Raw genomic sequence first — 16,244 nt, 5'->3', positions numbered from 1 at the left:
GAGACTTCGAAAACTCCAAAAACGCGCGCGCATTACTAGATAGATTATAAAATTGATAGTAAATCCTATCAAAAAGCTGTCAAAGCCTGCAACCATGTAATGCAACAATAGCTCATAGGACGGTACACATGCGCTCTTCAAACTCTAACTCGGCTTTGACATTCACGCATGCATGCAGCATACCTGTGTTCGAGATAGTTGTTATATGAAGATTGTTTCTCTTGTCTCTGGTATGTGCACTTCGGTTATTCCAGAAATCTCTTTTGAAAGAGCTTGCGCTTGCTCTAGTTCTCCGTGGACTAGGAATGTGCTCTTCGGCCTTAACGTTTCCACTAGTTGAATCAATTCTACTTGGTCAGCGTGTCCAGAGAGTTCTATTTGTTCAACTTCTGCTCGCACAGGGACTTTGGTTCCGTTCTTGATGAGTTCTCCTTTTTCCTTGGCAACTTTCAGCGGGCTTTCCGGAGGAAGGTAGCCTGAGTTTATGATTACGGAGTTGTTCTCGTCCGCTGCCCACTCGTTTAGCAAGTGAAGGCTTGCACCCGCGTGGCCGAAACCTGAGGTGCATATGACTATTGCAGGTTCTTTAATCTGCTCGGTTCGACGAAGTTGCCTTACATGTCGATAGTTGAATGGTTCGTTTTCCTTTTGGATGTTTTTAGTGAAGAGTTGCTTTTGGCTGTTGAAGTATCCTGTGATTTTATGGGCCAGCTTGGATATTGTGTAAACGTGGTATTTTGGCAGGACGCCATCTTCCATGGCTTGGTCGATTCTCTTTGCCATCTCCTGACTTCTGTGGAAGGCGAATGCAGGGATCAAAACATTTCCCTTTCTCTCAATTGTGCAGAGAATTCGCTCCAGAAGCTGGTCAACAAGTTCGCTTCTTCGCAGCCTAATTGTCCCCCCGTAAGTTGACTCGACAATTAGTGCTTCAGGTTCTTTTGGCAGGTTCTCTAGTTTACTTCCTTCCAGAATTTCTGTGTCGTGAAGACAAAAGTCTCCTGTATAGAGTATCTCTTTGCCCTCAGTTTGGATGCCGATCATTCTTGCTCCAGCAACGTGTCCTGCTGGGTATAAGCGAATTAGCATTCCGGGCAATGCAACAGAATCCCGAATCCACCACGATTTCTTTACATTGTCTGCGTCATGATTATTATATGGGAAGTTGTTTCCATTCATGCGTTGAATCTTTACCATATCACGTAAAAGGTCAGTGGTGACATCGCGAGTCATCCTTGACCCAACTATCACAGAGTTTGTGCGGGATAAGTCTAAGAGACTGCCTGAATGATCTAAATGGGCGTGGCTGATGATCACCGCGTCGAAATCCCTTGGAAACTGATTAGCAGTTTTCTCTCCAATCTTGATTCCATAATCTAGGGCAACTTTCCCGTAGTTAGTTTCGATGGCGATGCAAGAGCCGCCTACTTCTCGGACTCCTCCGAGGAAATGAATTTTCATATGTATGCCTCCTTATTTTTATAAAACGGCAACTCCTTAAAAATCGGATAAGTGCTCACATTCCGACTAGAAGACTGTCACAGCAAAACTGTGTGAAATCAGTGCGTTTTACTTACTCATGACAAGAAACGGCAGTATATTAACCTATTGTACAGTGCTCGAGCGCGCAAGCTAGACGACGAACTTTTCTCTAGGTTTTTGAGAGCAATCAAGGGATAAAGCTGGTCATGCAAAAAATGGATTCTCCCTTCACAAACTATTTGTTGACTCCATCTCATAGCTTCGCAACATATTGATAGAAAATGGGTTGTTGTGATAATATGGAATCCAATTTGAATGTAAATGTCGATGTGACGAAAATGGATTCTGTTGCTGGCATGGGGCTCCTTAGTCCCGAATTGAATTACTACGTACTCAAGGAGAAGTGGTGGGATTGGGGAAGCGGCGACATCTTCAATCAAGATGGTACCTCTGTGGGGAAAATGCACAGACGAGTCATATCACTAAGAGCTCTAACAGAAGTGTCTGAGGTAGATGGAACTCAGGTTTTTACCATTAACAAGAAGCTGGTTTCCATGCGACCATCTTATATGATCAAAGATGTCGAAGGGCGGTTGCTGGGGAGGACAAATCGGAAGATTCTAACTCTATTCCGTCCAAAACTCTGGTTGGAAGACAACGAAGGACGAAAGCTTCTGGAAGCTAAAGGCAACTTCTTAGGAAAAAGCTTTGAGGTGAAAGACATGGATGGCAAGTTGAAGGCAAAAATAGGCAAAAGCGACTTCTTCAAAGACCTAGTGTTGGGCGGTCTCTTCGATTTTTCAGATACCTACGCCATCAAAATTCTGGATTCTAATTACGATAAAAGGCTGCTCCTTGGATTCGTAATCGCCATAGATAACAGCGTTCATGACAAGTAGACACTCATAGAACCTAACCGCAACATGAAGATGCCATTTCTTCAGCGCCGTTTTTCGTGCGCAAGAACAGAAAAAAGGTTGTTTGCGCTTCGAGATGTGATTTTTAAATACTGATTTCATCAAATACTTAGCCACTTGAAATGGTAGTGTGTATTGAAGGTTAAGTGAATATGGAGAGCGAACCTGTAGACGTTTCAATTTGCTCCAATGAGGAAGCTTCTTGGGATACTATCTGGAAGTGGGACTGGTTCTTAAAGACAACTTGGAAATTGAATTTTAGAAAGGAAATTGAAGATTTACGTCGTGCACTGTATTCAATTCTCCCCGAATTCCAGGTTAACAGCATCCTAGATTGCTCTTGTGGACTTGGCTTAAAGACAATCATTTTAGCCGAAATGGGTTATGAAGTCGAAGGTTCCGATAGTAGTCCAATTGCCATAAGATATGCACCGCAGCTTGCAAAAGAGGAGGGATTGAATATTAGATTTTTTCATTCTCGTTACGAAGACTTGGGTAGTATATGTGAGCGCAAGTTTGACTGTGTCTATAGTGATGCATTTGATTGGATTAGAACACGTGAAACTTTGAAAGCATCAGCCAAAGGCGTCCATTCTGTGCTAAACGAAGATGGTATTTTTGTTCTTCACGGGGTTCTTCCTGAATGGTCTAAGTCAAATTTAAGAAAACTAATCGAAGAGGAATGGAAAAAACATAGGCAATTTGAAATTCTTCCACCTTATGAGAAAAACGGAACAAAACTAACAATGCTTACAGTCTATGATAAAACTTTAGAAGGTGTCCTTGAAAACCGCATCTATATACTTGAAGAACACAGGGAAATGCGCGCAGAAATTGCCTTCATAATGAATCTTATTAAGTGGACATGGCGAGACTACACCGAAGTATTGAAAGAAGCAGGATTCAGAGAAGTCAACTGCATCAAAAAAGAAGGAATAATATTCAATATAGGGATAAAATGAAACTGTCACTCTGCGCACGCAAAGCAGGACCTTGGAATTTGTGGATAATCAGTAAATCCTGTCTTACTGCAATGTGTACTGTAGAGTTAAGCCTAGTTCCAGCCTAACTTCCTTCTTTTCTATGTCCTCGTTGGAATAATGCATTGTGTCAAAGCCGATAAGCTCGAATCCATGCTTTAAATAGAAGTTGATTGATGGAACATTACAAGTCTGTGTTTCCAGAACCAGCGTTCTTGCCCTTCTTTCCTTGGCGATTTTGATGGCTTGTTTCATCAACAGCGTTCCTATGCCTCTTCTACGAAACTCTTCTTTGACAAGACACTGCCAGACCCTCATCCTTTTGTTCCATTTGTGATATCCTATCTCAATCCAGCCTATCTGTTCGCCATCTAATTCGGCAGCGAACACTCTTGATTCTTTGACGTATTCACTGAAAAGCTTGGATTCATGACCTTTGTTTAAGGTTTTCTCAAAAGGTTTTAGAGTTAATTCTATTCTCCAAGATTCTGCTTTGTGGCAGATCGACAAGTCATAGTAGTTGGATGTTACATATCTATACTTCAATTTTGGCGGAGCATTGTTTCTGGTGAGTTCAATTATCTTAACTTTCTTCTTAATGTCCTGATCCATGGTTATCCCAAGAAGTTCTACATGTATGTTCCTAAGCCTTCCCACTAACTTATTTCTGTTGTGAGATAATAACTGGCAATAGGTAGTTATTTCTCAGTGTTAACATGGAATGGTTTTGAGTTCACTAAAGAAATACTTTTTATCCTCTTTGCCTTTTATTTGCTCTCCAGCTTCCTTAGCCAAATCAACGTATTTCTTACACTCTGCTTTCTCTCCTGCAACAGCGTATGCTCTTGCCATTGCTTCATAAGCAAAAGCGATGTCAAAATCTCCAATGCTGTTCTTTTTGCAGATTTCTAAACACCTCTCCGCGTGATAGAGCGTTGATTGAGGCTTTTTCAGAACTGAGTATACACGGGAAATCTGCCATTCACCCCTCTCAAATTCAACAGCTGTTCCGATTTCACCCCAATGGAATCGTGAAGCGTGAGCAGCATGCACCATTTTATCATCTTCTTCTTTAGTTCTATCTTTCTTATCTAAGAGGCTCCATACAAGGTTAAAGCAGTTAACTGCAAACTTTCTGTGCCATTCCTGCGCTGCATCTTTTTTTTTCTCTTCAGTCATTATGTCAACCCTGTTCCATTACTATTTTAGTCAAGCCACTTTTTATCTTAAAATATTTACGGTTCCACTTCTCTGCGCTTATCAACTGCCCTTCAATTTTTCTTTCAATAATCTAACACAGTGCTTAAGGCAAGCTTTCAAATCGCCTTCTCCGTTAGCTCCTGCAGAAATCGCATGACCACCACCCATGCCTCCAAAATACTCGCCTAGTGGCTTCGCCAAGTCACGACCAAGGTGTAAGCCAGTTGCTTGATAGAATTTGCGAGACGCTCGCATGCTAATTCTCAATTTTTCATCTCTTTGACCCGCTACGATGGCCACGTGGGCACCCAACGAGATTAAGGCTCTGGCAGCAGAAGCTTGATAAGAACCCACATGCGAAAATGCAATAATCCAGTCTCCAACTTTGAGAAGCTTAACTCTCTTTGATGCCTTCAACCGCGCTATACGCTCAGACTCTTCCATCGGCAAAGAAAGAAGACCCAAAGCTTCCCTTGCATTTACACCTGCATCAATCAAATCAGCAGCAATTTTGAGCGTTACAGAGTTTGCCAAAATAAAATGACGTGTATCAAAGGCTATGCCTAGAAACAGCGATTTAGCTTCCGCCTCCGAGAATCGAACGTTCATGTCCATGAAAAACTTGTAGATGATTTCGCAAGTAGACGACGCGTTTTCATCTGCCACAGTAAGAGTTGCCAACCGCTCTGTCTCTGGGTGACTAGCATGGTGGTCAATTACGATTATTGGAGCATCAGAAGCTTCAACTCTTTTTGCCCAATCGTCCAGCTGCTGAATGGTATTTGTATCCAACAACACAATTGCATCAGCTTCCTCAATGGGGGGATTGGGTGTTAGCTTTATCGGTAAACTGGTGAGCAAGTGTTTGGATAAGCGGCTGGGACCTTGTGCTGCTGCGATTTCTGTTTGTAATCGGGGACGAAGGCGCTCGAGCAAACTGGAAAAGGCGAAGGCGGCTCCAATTGCGTCCGGGTCTGCATTATGATGGCATAATAAAACAACAAGTCTGGCGTCAATTTTATCTAAGAGAGCGGTTATGTCTTGGATTTGCAACTTAGCTCCCTTAAACACTGTTCTATTGCTTCGAAGGCTCTTTCTGTAGCCTCGCTAACAAGTTTTTCTGCACTGGCTTTCTTTATTAGCGGAGATAAGGTCAGATCAACGTCAACTGAAACTGTGACGGGCTTGGAGCCCACGGTTTCGACAGCGATGTCCAACGTTAAAATTTTCCGTTGAGGAACCTTTGATAAAACATGATTTCGGGCAGCTTTTTCTGCGATTTCCGATAATGCTTGCATTTGGTCTTCAGTAAGCTCAGGTATGCCTATCTCCAGCAAGAATCTCACCAGAGGGCTAAGGTGTTGTGGAGCTTGAAAGGCCAGCGCCCAGATCGCGTTTGAGTTTTGCTTGTAATTGATTGAGTTGGTTGCGTAGTCTTTCTTCTTGTTTGCTTAGGACTTCTACGCGTGTATTTAGAAGTTCTTTGCGTTCTTTTAGTTCGGTCGCGACTTTGGTTTTTTTGGACTGTACTAGGAGTGAGCCGATGGATTTGTAGACTACGGCGTTTTTAGTTAGGTTTTTCAATTCGGTTAAGGCTTGTTCGGTTTCATTTAATTCTAATTCTACTTGTTGTTTCTGTGCTAAAATTGCTTGGGTGTTGCGTTGAAGCTGTTGTAGTCTGAGTAATCGTTCTTGAACGTGAGGGGGAAGCTGTGATATGTCGCTCATTTTTATTCCTCAAAACGTTGCATGCAGCTCTTTTCTCAGCAATATAATGTCGTGTTAATTAAGTGTTTTTACACTGTCTTTTCAAGGCTCACTGCGGCCTCGTACGTGTCTTTTGCAAGGGCAGCCCATCGAAGGTACGAATTTAGCGTTGCTCTGAGGGCTGAGGTGTCTTTAGCTTCGATTCGTATAATTAGCTTCTTGCCTTCGCCTTTAATAGAGACTTTCGATCTAGATGTCGCTGGTTTTTTTGTCTCAGGCATCAAAGCATTTAACAAGATTTCTAACTGTTTTTTTGAGGCAAGTTCAAAGTGGATAACTGCGTTTCTCTTCATTTCTGTGTCTTCCAAATTAGGTGCGAGACTGTTATTCGCGGACCGACTTCTATTTCTTGTTTTGCATCTATGAATGTGATTTGGATGCGCCGTGTGGGGTTGAGTGAGATATGCATCGACGCTTGCATGTTTTGAGGTGGTGCTTCATCGATGGATAGTTTTGGAATATTGAAGAACTTGGAGAGGGCTTTTGCGAGCTTGTGAGCTTTGAATGGGATTTTGGCTTCTGTTTGGAGAATTAAGGATTTGGCTGCTTCGGTTTGTGCATGTCTGAATGTTTTCTGAAGTCTCACGTTTTTCACGTATATTATAGGGTGGAATTGAACCAAGCCAGCATCGCCAAGTGTGAACAGTTGGATTTTTCCTAGGCCGCCTTTCCAGCGATCGGCCATTATGATTTTTTCAGCTTCGTGTTCTAATGCTTTTACTGCTACGGCGTCCAGGTTTGACTTGCCACGGTTGATTCTTATAGAGTTTGGTATAGAACGATTTAGGTCGTTGCAGAAGCTTCTTAATGCCTGATTAGGACTGCGTGACGTGGTTATCAAGAATTTTGGCGTCGTTGTGTTTTTCAAGAGTTGCATTTGCTCCTGTATGGTTGGAGATTATGGGCGAGTAGTGGTTTCTAAAGCTTTGTGAAGGCTTGGGAGTATGTGGCATCTGGACGGGACTGTTCCATTTGGCTTTAGATAGGCTTCTAACATGTTTGATTGTTTGGAGATGAAAAGGTTTTATTTTTTTGTTGGTTATATTGAATGGATGTGTGTGCGGCCGTAGTCTAGCATGGTTAGGACACTGGCCTCCCAAGCCGGCGACCCGGGTTCAAATCTCGGCGGCCGCACCAACAATGCCATACACTTTTCATATTCAATAAACCCAAACGGAATTTTCCGCCAACAATGGATACATTAGGGTATCCGTGCGCGCCCATGCTGCTTGTACCGCAACTCTTAAGAACTGTGTTCTTGATGAGTCTAATAGAAACGAGCGTTGAAGATATGTCAGATAAAGAACAACCCGAAAGTGAAGAGTTGCTGAAAATAGAGAAATTAACTACAAATTCGAGAGAAGTGAACACGATTGTGAAGGTGATTTCCAAAAGTGAAGTTAGAAACGTCACGGGGAGAGATTATTCCGTACGGAAAGTTGCAGACGCCTTGGTTGGAGATGAAACAGGATGTGTATACATGACGGTCTGGGATGACAACATAGACAAAATAAACGAGGGATCTTCCCTGCGCATCACTAACGGTTACGTAAACCTGTTCAGAGGAAACATGCGCCTGAACATAGGAAGATATGGCAGCTTCGAACTTCTGGAAGAATCCCCCATTACAGAAGTCAACACAGAAAACAACTTGTCTAATAAACGATACGAACAGGAAAGGCGATATCGCAGAGACGGTGAAAGAAGAAGTTATCAGCAAGGAAGAAGATACTAAACATACAGGTAGAATCCTCGACTATTTTACAAGTTTGTTCGGATTCCTTTCAAATTTCTTTTTGCATTTTACCTTATAGAAATAGTATGTTTCTCCGTAATAACTCATCTTAAATTTAGATGCGGGTGCGCAGAGTATAATACAGTTAAGTATTATCGGGGTTTTCGTGAGTAACGCAGATAGTCGCGGGGTGCGTAATGCAAGATTGTTTCAATTAGGAAGAAATTGCTTGAAACCCTCATCCCACAGACCACCACTCCGAAGAGTAGAATGGCTAAAGCATAATCAAGACTATTCCTGCAATTAACTGGATTGAACCGAGCAATTCCAGCTTCAAATTCTCATTCACGCCCCAACTGCGTCCTTCGACTGTTCTTATCCTTAAATCGTCATAAGAAACTTTCCATAAACTGGGCCGGGTTTGAACCCGCGACTAATGGAGATATCACCCAATCTCCCCCATTTTTTTACCTGTTTGACCCAGGTGTATATGCCTATATGTATATGAAATATGTTTAAAGTCAGAATTTGTCAATTGCAGAAACATGTTCCTATTTGAAGTATCTAATCTGCCAACTGCGATGTGCCAAAAAAAAATAAAAAAATGTTGGAAGGCGCAGGGGCTATTTCTTCTTTTTCTTCTCTTCTCCTTTGACGCCCTTCACTATTCCCTTTCCGATGCCTTTGGCTATCCCAAAACCTTTCTTAATGCCTTTTCCAACTGCTTCGCCAGTCTTCTCTGCGGCTTCCTCGACTTTTTTTGTCTTTTTCTTTCCCATCATATCACCTCATCACTCACACTTTGAGAAGCAAAACAATAAAACTTAATCGGTCTGACCATTTAGTTAAAGCAAGAATAGAGAGATCTTCTAGAAGGAATATAGGGGAATACTGAAATAATTGCTAGTCTCAGAGTAGTAGATGATAAACATGATTGGTATCAGAAAATCTGTAGTGTTGGCTGTCACAATTGTGCTAGTGGGTGCTTCGCTTGCGTATGTTTTTGCCACTCAGCTGCAAACGCCTTTTCATGGTGTTGGAGTGCTCAAGAATGCTGACAGCTTTGCGTATGTAGGCGACATCGTCGAGTATCAGATAAAAGTCTATAATCCCTCTGACTATGACCTGTACAACATCAATGTAACTGATCCCATGCTTGGATTTAACGACACCATTCCCTTCCTAGAGGCAAGAAACATGACAGGCATGACCTACACCTTCCATAGAGAAGCCATCGACACCGACCCCAATCCTCTGGTCAACGAGGTTTTTGTAGAATGTGTCGATTCTTCAGGGGCATACTCATCCAGTTCCACTCAAGCAGTTACAATAATAGCTGAGCGCTACCTCACAATTGTAAAGGTTGGACCCGAATGTGCCCGAAAAGGTGAAGCAATAGAATATACGATTACAGTGACCAACACTGGTGAAGATGATCTCTTTGATGTCCTTGTGGAAGATGAAATGCTCGGGTTCGCTTGGAAAGGAGACCTGAACACGGGAGAAACCAACATTTTCAACCTAACTTACACGATCCCCTGCAGCATTGAAGGCAACCTAACGAACACAGCTACTGTCTGGGGCCAGCTAAACGAAACAACATTTTATGCCGAAGCATCCTGGACCACCAAGATTGTCCATCCTTGTCTTTACCCGCACAGTATGGGGTATTGGAAGAATCATCCTGACGCATGGTCTATGGACTGGATAGAAATCGGAGACACGAATTACACGAAAGAAGAGGCCATCGATATACTGGAAGGAGCTAATGCAAAGGATGCAACCCGAATGCTCGCTGCCCAGCTTATCGCAGCAAAATTGAACAGACTGTCTGGAGCTTGTCCGGATTTCTGTTACTGTGATGAATCAGTGGATGTTGACGAAGTAATCGAAGACGCTGATGAATTCCTAGCAGAATACCCCCTTGGCTCTGACCCCCAAGATGAGAACAGGCAAAATGCTCTTCAGCTAAAGGATTTGCTAGATGCGTACAACAACTCCAAATGTGACTAACTAGTTACGCGCACACTGATGTAAGAAGAAACAGTTGCTGCAAAGAAGAATAGTGGTTGCAAAAGGGCTAGAAAAAGAGAAAGGGTTGTGAAGGCTTACAGTAGATTTCTCGCTATCCTTTCCTCAGCTCGAGGTAGTCGACGAAGAATAGCAAACCTTGTATTATGAAGTACAATCCGATGATCCATTGGAGGAGATCTGGAAAGACTATTACTAGAATGCCGAAGATTATGGCAATCAGAGCAAGGATAGGCTTTGAGACGGTGACGCCAAATTTCTTAAGTCCCCTTTCAATCGTTTCACCCATTAGGATTCCTCAAAACTGTAGTTACAGTTGGAGGGTATATAAAAATATGACGAGTCTCCTTTTGAGTTGTAATTGTGGGTCGGGAGAGATTTTGAACCGGCAACAAAGGGAGATATCACCCGTTAACTCTCATTCTTTCCACTTTCCATTGATATCCTATTGTCAAAGGATTAAATTGTGTGTGTGCGCACCAATAATGCAAGGTTTCGTGTGGTGTCTCTTGATATGGCTAGTGGGCTTGAGTTTCTAGGTTTAGGCGTATTTTTCGGTTTGGTTGCGGGAGTTTCTCCAGGTCCTCTTTCGGCTTTGGTTTTTTCTGAGACTTTAAAGTTTGGGAGGAGGGAGGGAGTTAAGGTTGCGATTGCGCCTTTGGTTACTGATGTACCGATTGTTCTGTTTGTTTTATTTGTGTTATCTAACTTGGCTGGACATAGTTTTGTCATAGGGGCAGTTTCTTTGCTTGGTGCTGGTTATTTAGTTTATTTGGGTGTTGAGAATTTGAGGGTGAGAGTTGATGAATTTGAAGTTAGACTTGGAAAAAAGAATGCTCTGAGGCGAGGTGTTGTTGCGAACTTCTCAAGTCCTTCTCCTTACCTGTTTTGGCTTTCCATTGGTGGTCCAATAATTTTCAAGAGCTTGGATGTTCACTTTTCGGCAATGGGCCTTTTCGTTTTGGGGTTTTACAGTTTACTTGTCGGATCGAAGATAGGTATCACTTTGATTGTGGATAAATCTAAGGGTTTTCTTGAAAGCAAGTATTATCTGTGGGTTGTTCGTGCCTTAGGGATTGTGCTAATCTTGTTTTCATTAATTTTTGTAAAAGATGGGCTAGCGTTAATCGGTGTGCTTTAGTCAAGTGTTTATATTTACACATGCTGAAATGTTAACCGTACATAATGAACTGATAGGATTTCTCAGACCAAAACTGCTGTTTTAACAAAAAATCAACTGTTACCGTGTTAGAACAGTGACAGACATCACGTCAGACTAGGCAGCTTTGTTTTTCCAAAAAGCACAAATCTAAAGACAGCTAAATAGAGTCGTTGGAGAAAGAAACTACATGCCACGCTATATTCTACTTTCAAAGCTAACCAATGAAGGCTGGAAAACTGTTAGAGAGAGACCTGAAAGAATCAAAGAAGTTAACAGAGAACTCGAAGCTTTTGGCGTCAAAGTGCTCTCGCAATACGCAACATTGGGCAACTATGACTTCGTTAATATAGTTGAAGCCCCAGACAACAAAACTGTCGCCAAAGTCTCCATAGAGTTGGGCTCTCGAGGAACCATACAAATAACAACAATACCCGCTATCCCCATAGACGAGTTCATCGCATCCATAAAGAAAAAATAAACCCCTCAGAATCTCCATCTTTTTTTTCCAAAAAGCTAATTCATTACGAGAACATAACCCTACCTATCACTCTTGTAAAGGAGTTTGCACAAGATGAGCCTCCGAACACTAGACAAAATCTTCAACCCAGACAGCATAGCCATAATCGGCGCCAGCGATGAAGAAGGGTCCGTCGGTTATAGACTCCTGCGCAACCTCATCGGTGTTGGCTACCGTGGAGTGGTCTACCCCGTAAACCCAAAAAAACCAAGTGTACAAGGCATACAAGCCTACCTAAACGTCGAAAACCTTCCAAAACAGGTGGACTTGGCGATAATCGCGACACCAGCCAGAATCGTTCCAGATATAGTGGAACAATGTGGCAAAGCGGGAATACAAGGCATTATAATTATCTCTGCGGGGTTCAAAGAGGTAGGCGCGGAAGGAAAAGCATTAGAAGACAAAATTCTTGAAATTAAGAAAAAATACAACATGAGAATCATAGGACCCAACTGCTTAGGTGTAATACGCCCCCACAACAGGCTCAACGCTAGCTTCGCAGCTAAGATGGCATTGCCCGGCAACATAGCTTTCATCTCTCAAAGTGGTGCTTTGTGCACCGCAATCTTAGACTGGGCAAACAGCGAAAACATAGGGTTCAGCAATTTCGTTTCCATAGGGTCCATGATAGACGTAGATTTTGGGGACCTCATTGACTATTTCGGCACCGACCCGCGGACACGAAGCATAATCATGTACATTGAAGGTCTCACCAACGCCAGAAAATTTATGAGCGCCGCCCGTCACTTCGCCAGAACCAAACCCATAATCGTCGTAAAAGCAGGAAAATTTAGCGAAAGCGCCAAAGCAGCAACAAGCCACACAGGTTCTCTAACGGGCAAAGACGAAGTCTACGACGCTGCATTCCGAAGAGCCGGCATTACTAGAGTCGAAGAAATCGAAGATCTTTTCAACTGCTCTGAAGTCTTAGGGATGCAACCCACCCCTAAGGGACCTAACTTGGCGATAATAACCAACGCTGGCGGTCCCGGCGTCATGGCAACTGACGCCCTAATCGCTCAAAGCGGGGAACTAGCACAGCTAAACCCAGACACGATACAAGCATTGAACCAAGTTCTGCCCCATTACTGGAGCAGAGGGAACCCCATCGATATTCTGGGAGATGCCACACCCGAAAGATATGCTGAAGTCATCAAGATATGCCGCCAAGACGATAACATCGACGGTCTGCTAATGATATTCACACCTCAAGGCGTCACAGATCCCGCAGAGGTAGCTATGGCAGTGGTGGAAGCCTGTAGAGGCGCTGCCAAAACTATTTTGACATCTTGGATGGGAAAGGAAGATGTCGAAGAAGCCAACGGAATTCTTAACCGCAATAGGCTTCCGACGTATGCAACGCCTGAGCAAGCTGTTAGGACTTACCTGTATATGTATCAGCATACGCGAAATTTGGAGCAGCTCTACGAGACTCCTGAAGAATTGCCAATTGAACTTCACACGCCTAAACAGCCTTTAATGAACATGATGCAGAAGGTGGCAAAAGAAGGTCGTGAGATTCTTACCGAAACAGAAGCTAAAGCATTTCTAGAAGCCTATGGCATCCCCACTGTAAAGACCCAACTGGCAAAAACAGAAGACGAAGCTGCTTCAACAGCCACTCAGATGGGATACCCTGTTGTCTTGAAGGTTTATTCGCCGCAAGTCACGCATAAAACCGATGTTGGCGGTGTAGTGCTGAACTTGAAGGATGAAGCAGAGCTAAGAGAAGCCTACCAGAAAATCGTTAAAAACGTGAAGAAGAATGTTCCCTCAGCAGAAATTCAAGGCGTGACAGTGCAGCCTATGATAACAAAGAGAGGCTATGAGGTCATCATCGGCTCAAAAAAGGACCTGCTTTTCGGGCACGTCGTTCTTTTTGGAATGGGTGGAGTTTTTGTTGAATTGTTCCGAGACAGGGCCATAGGATTTCCACCGCTTAACAGGACACTGGCTCGAAGGATAATGGAGCGCACCAAAGTATATCAGCTTCTTAAAGGCTTCAGAGGTATGCCACCTGCAAACACCAAACGCCTTGAAGAAATAATGGTCAAATTTTCCGAGATGCTCGTGGACTTCCCCCAAATAAAAGAAGTGGACATCAACCCGTTGATTGTTGACAGCGAAGACGCTATAGCCCTAGACGCCCGTATGATCATAGACAACGATCTCGTTTTTAAAGAGCTTCCGCCTCACGATCATTTAATCATATGTCCCTACCCGAAAAAGTACGAGTGGCAATGGAAACTCAAAGACAACAGACCTGTGTTGCTTCGTCCAATAATGCCTGAAGATGAACCGTTAGAGAATGAACTATGGAAAACGTTTTCAGATGAGACACAGCGTTTTCGCTTCTTCAGTCCCATGAGGGTGTGGTCGCATGCAACTCTAGTAAGGTACACGAACATCGACTACGACAGAGAAATTGCCATAATCGCCGAGTTAACTGAGGACGGAGAAAAGAAGATGATAGGCGTAGTGCGTATGATACTGGAGCCTCCAGACTTTAAGACAGCTGAAGTTGCCATCGTTGTAGGTGATCCTTGGCAGAGACTTAGCCTAGGTTCAAAGATGATGGACTGCATAATCGAGATTGCCAGAGATAAAAACCTTGAATCTATCTATGGACTTATTCTACGTGATAACAGCCGTTCTATCGAACTGTTCCAGAAGAAAGGGTTTGCAATTGACTTTTCCTCAATAAAAAAAATCGTTAAAGCAACACTTGAGCCTTGAGAGTGCGTTAAGACGGGAGCATCTTGACGATTCTGGTGATGTCGCTGAGTTTTTCTATGACATAATCTGCGGACTGATCTGCCTTTTGCATGTCCTCTGAGCTGTTGAACTGGGATGGGATGAATACTGTTTTCATGCCAACGCTTTTAGCTCCTTGAATATCTTCCAGTGGGTTGTCACCCACATAAATGGTCTCGTAAGCTTTCACACGCAATCTTTTCAAAGCTTCCTGGAAAACCTTTGGGTTTGGTTTACGCCAGCCAACTGCTTCCGAAACAAGCACAGCATCGAAAAAACCGTTAATCCTCAGCTTTCCTAGCCCTGCATAAATGACAGGCGCATAAGTGAAATTGGAAAGAAGTCCAAGCTTGTAGTTTTGAGACAGTCTTTGCAGCGTTGATTTAGCGAAAGGTCGCAGTCTCAATGCCTTTAGATAGCCCTGAAAAAAAACATTTACTGCAGTTTTGATGCTCTCCTCCTGCGGCGTGGTGGCGTATCCTAGATAGCTTAAGGCTTCAGAAACCCAAACCGCGTTGGCAACCTCGATCAATTGCTCGTAGCGGATTTCACGATATTTTTGGCATGCTTTTTTATAGGCTTTGAGGAAGCTTTCGCAGTTGATATTGTAACCGTCTGTAACAAGACTTCTGAACAGTTTTTTTTCTGCCTTTTCAAGGGAGTACCCGACTAATTCTGTCAACGTGCCGATGAAATCGAAAATCACTGCCTTAATCTTCGTCATTTTTCTCAGAGCCTCACAGGAAGATAGATACGCGAAATTTTAATTTAAAGCACAGTGTTTTATTACTAGCTAGCGATGAGCGGCCGTGGTCTAGTCTGGTTTAGGACGTCGGCCTTCCAAGCCGTTAACCCGGGTCCAAATCCCGGCGGCCGCACCAACAATGCCAGACACTTATTTTATTTTTAATAAACCCAAACCAAGCGGATTTTTTTTATCAGCAATGGATACCTTAAATTATCAATTTCTCAAAAGTGACGCGCGTGCAAAACCAATGATCGATGTCACTGTTGCAGTTAATCACCAAGATGACGCTGAGAAATGTATTGAACCCCTTGCTAGTATTGACTATGAGTACGTTCCGGAATATGGAGAGTCAATGTCTGAAAGACGCTATTTCCAAAGGCAAACCAACAAGAGAACAACATTATCACTTGCATATGGTTGAACCGACAAGCGATTTCTAGAAAAGACATTTGCACTTTCGTGATTACCTTCGAACTCATCCTGAAGTTGCTCAAGAGTATTACGAGTTGAAGAAAAGGACTGGCAGCGAAGTATGGTTCAGATCGTGAAGGTTATGTTAAGGCGAAAACGTCTTTCATCGAGTCTGTAGTTGAAAAAGCAAAAAACCGAAAACGCGCGCATTCCTGAGATGGTGGAGAAACAATGGAAAGCTATCAAATTGAGTTGCGCGCGCGATAAGCACATTAACCATCATTGCTGAGATGCGCTCATGGTGAAGAAAACTATGCCTCCGAATTGGCTGATCCGCTTGCCTGCTGAGGTTTCCGCGTTGACTACTCTTGTCTTCACTTTTCTGTTCTTTGAGATCTGCAAAAGCCTATGAACCCTGTCCTTCTCCTTGCTGGAGGCGAGGTACTGATCTGTGAGCAGCAGATGGCTCATTCTCAGGTTGTTCTGTCCTTTTGGGCCATATATCATGTCCTCGATTTCTCTTAGGGTGTATAGGACTAC

General features: G+C 43.2%; 21 protein-coding genes and 2 tRNA genes. 11 read left to right on the top strand and 12 right to left on the bottom strand.

What is annotated here, in order from left to right; genetic code table 11:
* Positions 1-201: 201 nt before the first annotated feature.
* The gene (locus KAU88_05630; GenBank protein ID MCK4477988.1) at positions 202-1,461 is read right to left on the bottom strand and encodes an MBL fold metallo-hydrolase; all 1,260 of its coding nucleotides are present in this window, start codon (positions 1,459-1,461) and stop codon (positions 202-204) included.
* Between the two features lie 320 nt (positions 1,462-1,781).
* Between KAU88_05630 and KAU88_05625 the strand changes: the two genes are divergently transcribed.
* Positions 1,782-2,381: an LURP-one-related family protein gene (locus KAU88_05625; protein ID MCK4477987.1), complete on the top strand. Its 600-nt coding sequence runs from the start codon at positions 1,782-1,784 to the stop codon at positions 2,379-2,381.
* A 170-nt stretch (positions 2,382-2,551) separates the two neighbouring features.
* Positions 2,552-3,361 (top strand): class I SAM-dependent methyltransferase, encoded by an 810-nt coding sequence (locus KAU88_05620; protein ID MCK4477986.1) that lies wholly within the window; start codon positions 2,552-2,554, stop codon positions 3,359-3,361.
* 63 nt (positions 3,362-3,424) lie between these two features.
* On the opposite strand, the gene KAU88_05615 is transcribed toward KAU88_05620, so the two are convergent.
* The 7 genes from KAU88_05615 to KAU88_05585 all read right to left on the bottom strand — a co-directional run bounded on the left by KAU88_05615 (position 3,425) and on the right by KAU88_05585 (position 7,214).
* The gene (locus KAU88_05615; protein MCK4477985.1) at positions 3,425-4,036 is read right to left on the bottom strand and encodes a GNAT family N-acetyltransferase; all 612 of its coding nucleotides are present in this window, start codon (positions 4,034-4,036) and stop codon (positions 3,425-3,427) included.
* A 54-nt stretch (positions 4,037-4,090) separates the two neighbouring features.
* Complete coding sequence (locus KAU88_05610) at positions 4,091-4,558, bottom strand: hypothetical protein (GenBank protein ID MCK4477984.1); 468 nt, start codon at positions 4,556-4,558, stop codon at positions 4,091-4,093.
* Between the two features lie 81 nt (positions 4,559-4,639).
* Positions 4,640-5,632, bottom strand: a complete 993-nt coding sequence (locus KAU88_05605) for a DHH family phosphoesterase (protein ID MCK4477983.1) — start codon at positions 5,630-5,632, stop codon at positions 4,640-4,642.
* Positions 5,614-5,916: a DUF3194 domain-containing protein gene (locus KAU88_05600; protein MCK4477982.1), complete on the bottom strand. Its 303-nt coding sequence runs from the start codon at positions 5,914-5,916 to the stop codon at positions 5,614-5,616. The genes KAU88_05605 and KAU88_05600 overlap by 19 nt, the downstream gene beginning before the upstream one ends.
* 16 nt (positions 5,917-5,932) lie before the next feature.
* Positions 5,933-6,298: a prefoldin subunit beta gene (locus tag KAU88_05595; GenBank protein MCK4477981.1), complete on the bottom strand. Its 366-nt coding sequence runs from the start codon at positions 6,296-6,298 to the stop codon at positions 5,933-5,935.
* Between the two features lie 77 nt (positions 6,299-6,375).
* Positions 6,376-6,639: a hypothetical protein gene (locus KAU88_05590; protein ID MCK4477980.1), complete on the bottom strand. Its 264-nt coding sequence runs from the start codon at positions 6,637-6,639 to the stop codon at positions 6,376-6,378.
* Positions 6,636-7,214, bottom strand: a complete 579-nt coding sequence (locus KAU88_05585) for a hypothetical protein (protein MCK4477979.1) — start codon at positions 7,212-7,214, stop codon at positions 6,636-6,638. Before KAU88_05585 ends, KAU88_05590 begins: the two co-directional genes overlap by 4 nt.
* Positions 7,215-7,406: 192 nt before the next feature.
* Here KAU88_05585 and KAU88_05580 point away from each other — a divergent pair.
* Both KAU88_05580 and KAU88_05575 read left to right on the top strand, forming a co-directional pair.
* A tRNA-Gly gene (locus KAU88_05580) sits at positions 7,407-7,483 on the top strand.
* Between the two features lie 196 nt (positions 7,484-7,679).
* Positions 7,680-8,081, top strand: coding sequence for a single-stranded DNA-binding protein (locus KAU88_05575; GenBank protein ID MCK4477978.1), 402 nt, complete (start codon positions 7,680-7,682; stop codon positions 8,079-8,081).
* Between the two features lie 623 nt (positions 8,082-8,704).
* Here the strand turns inward: KAU88_05575 and KAU88_05570 are convergent.
* Positions 8,705-8,863, bottom strand: coding sequence for a hypothetical protein (locus KAU88_05570; GenBank protein ID MCK4477977.1), 159 nt, complete (start codon positions 8,861-8,863; stop codon positions 8,705-8,707).
* A gap of 148 nt (positions 8,864-9,011) precedes the next feature.
* Between KAU88_05570 and KAU88_05565 the strand changes: the two genes are divergently transcribed.
* Positions 9,012-10,094, top strand: a complete 1,083-nt coding sequence (locus tag KAU88_05565) for a DUF11 domain-containing protein (protein ID MCK4477976.1) — start codon at positions 9,012-9,014, stop codon at positions 10,092-10,094.
* A 112-nt stretch (positions 10,095-10,206) separates the two neighbouring features.
* Here the strand turns inward: KAU88_05565 and KAU88_05560 are convergent, their stop codons facing one another.
* The gene (locus KAU88_05560) at positions 10,207-10,401 is read right to left on the bottom strand and encodes a DUF3096 domain-containing protein (protein ID MCK4477975.1); all 195 of its coding nucleotides are present in this window, start codon (positions 10,399-10,401) and stop codon (positions 10,207-10,209) included.
* A 225-nt stretch (positions 10,402-10,626) separates the two neighbouring features.
* Between KAU88_05560 and KAU88_05555 the strand changes: the two genes are divergently transcribed.
* The 3 genes from KAU88_05555 (at position 10,627) to KAU88_05545 (ending at position 14,527) form a co-directional block, all read left to right on the top strand.
* Complete coding sequence (locus tag KAU88_05555; protein MCK4477974.1) at positions 10,627-11,253, top strand: LysE family translocator; 627 nt, start codon at positions 10,627-10,629, stop codon at positions 11,251-11,253.
* 208 nt (positions 11,254-11,461) lie between these two features.
* Positions 11,462-11,752: a GYD domain-containing protein gene (locus KAU88_05550; protein ID MCK4477973.1), complete on the top strand. Its 291-nt coding sequence runs from the start codon at positions 11,462-11,464 to the stop codon at positions 11,750-11,752.
* 93 nt (positions 11,753-11,845) lie between these two features.
* On the top strand, positions 11,846-14,527 hold the full coding sequence (locus tag KAU88_05545) for a bifunctional acetate--CoA ligase family protein/GNAT family N-acetyltransferase (GenBank protein MCK4477972.1): 2,682 nt from the start codon (positions 11,846-11,848) through the stop codon (positions 14,525-14,527).
* 7 nt (positions 14,528-14,534) lie between these two features.
* Here the strand turns inward: KAU88_05545 and KAU88_05540 are convergent, their stop codons facing one another.
* Complete coding sequence (locus KAU88_05540) at positions 14,535-15,269, bottom strand: HAD family hydrolase (protein MCK4477971.1); 735 nt, start codon at positions 15,267-15,269, stop codon at positions 14,535-14,537.
* A 79-nt stretch (positions 15,270-15,348) separates the two neighbouring features.
* On the opposite strand from KAU88_05540, the gene KAU88_05535 reads away from it, so the two are divergent.
* The 3 genes from KAU88_05535 to KAU88_05525 all read left to right on the top strand — a co-directional run bounded on the left by KAU88_05535 (position 15,349) and on the right by KAU88_05525 (position 15,841).
* Positions 15,349-15,426, top strand: a tRNA-Gly gene (locus tag KAU88_05535).
* 3 nt (positions 15,427-15,429) lie between these two features.
* The gene (locus KAU88_05530) at positions 15,430-15,714 is read left to right on the top strand and encodes a GrpB family protein (protein ID MCK4477970.1); all 285 of its coding nucleotides are present in this window, start codon (positions 15,430-15,432) and stop codon (positions 15,712-15,714) included.
* A gap of 28 nt (positions 15,715-15,742) precedes the next feature.
* Positions 15,743-15,841, top strand: a complete 99-nt coding sequence (locus KAU88_05525) for a GrpB family protein (GenBank protein ID MCK4477969.1) — start codon at positions 15,743-15,745, stop codon at positions 15,839-15,841.
* Between the two features lie 142 nt (positions 15,842-15,983).
* Here KAU88_05525 and KAU88_05520 read toward each other — a convergent pair.
* A partial coding sequence (locus KAU88_05520) for a hypothetical protein (protein ID MCK4477968.1) occupies positions 15,984-16,244 on the bottom strand: 261 nt, incomplete at its 5' end.

Source organism: Candidatus Bathyarchaeota archaeon, from assembly GCA_023131225.1.
GTDB lineage: Archaea > Thermoproteota > Bathyarchaeia > Bathyarchaeales > SOJC01 > JAGLZW01.
The sequence above is the reverse complement of the archived record's forward strand: the minus strand, read 5'-3'. Positions and strand labels throughout refer to the sequence as shown.

Coding starts and splice junctions, on each gene's coding strand:
- KAU88_05540 (MCK4477971.1), bottom strand. CDS start 15,269: ATGACGAAGATTAAGGCAGTGATTTTCGATTTCATCGGCACGTTGACA.
- KAU88_05610 (MCK4477984.1), bottom strand. CDS start 4,558: ATGACTGAAGAGAAAAAAAAAGATGCAGCGCAGGAATGGCACAGAAAG.
- KAU88_05590 (MCK4477980.1), bottom strand. CDS start 6,639: ATGAAGAGAAACGCAGTTATCCACTTTGAACTTGCCTCAAAAAAACAG.
- KAU88_05620 (MCK4477986.1), top strand. CDS start 2,552: ATGGAGAGCGAACCTGTAGACGTTTCAATTTGCTCCAATGAGGAAGCT.
- KAU88_05530 (MCK4477970.1), top strand. CDS start 15,430: ATGCCAGACACTTATTTTATTTTTAATAAACCCAAACCAAGCGGATTT.
- KAU88_05560 (MCK4477975.1), bottom strand. CDS start 10,401: ATGGGTGAAACGATTGAAAGGGGACTTAAGAAATTTGGCGTCACCGTC.
- KAU88_05625 (MCK4477987.1), top strand. CDS start 1,782: ATGGAATCCAATTTGAATGTAAATGTCGATGTGACGAAAATGGATTCT.
- KAU88_05565 (MCK4477976.1), top strand. CDS start 9,012: ATGATTGGTATCAGAAAATCTGTAGTGTTGGCTGTCACAATTGTGCTA.
- KAU88_05570 (MCK4477977.1), bottom strand. CDS start 8,863: ATGATGGGAAAGAAAAAGACAAAAAAAGTCGAGGAAGCCGCAGAGAAG.
- KAU88_05550 (MCK4477973.1), top strand. CDS start 11,462: ATGCCACGCTATATTCTACTTTCAAAGCTAACCAATGAAGGCTGGAAA.
- KAU88_05630 (MCK4477988.1), bottom strand. CDS start 1,461: ATGAAAATTCATTTCCTCGGAGGAGTCCGAGAAGTAGGCGGCTCTTGC.
- KAU88_05555 (MCK4477974.1), top strand. CDS start 10,627: ATGGCTAGTGGGCTTGAGTTTCTAGGTTTAGGCGTATTTTTCGGTTTG.
- KAU88_05545 (MCK4477972.1), top strand. CDS start 11,846: ATGAGCCTCCGAACACTAGACAAAATCTTCAACCCAGACAGCATAGCC.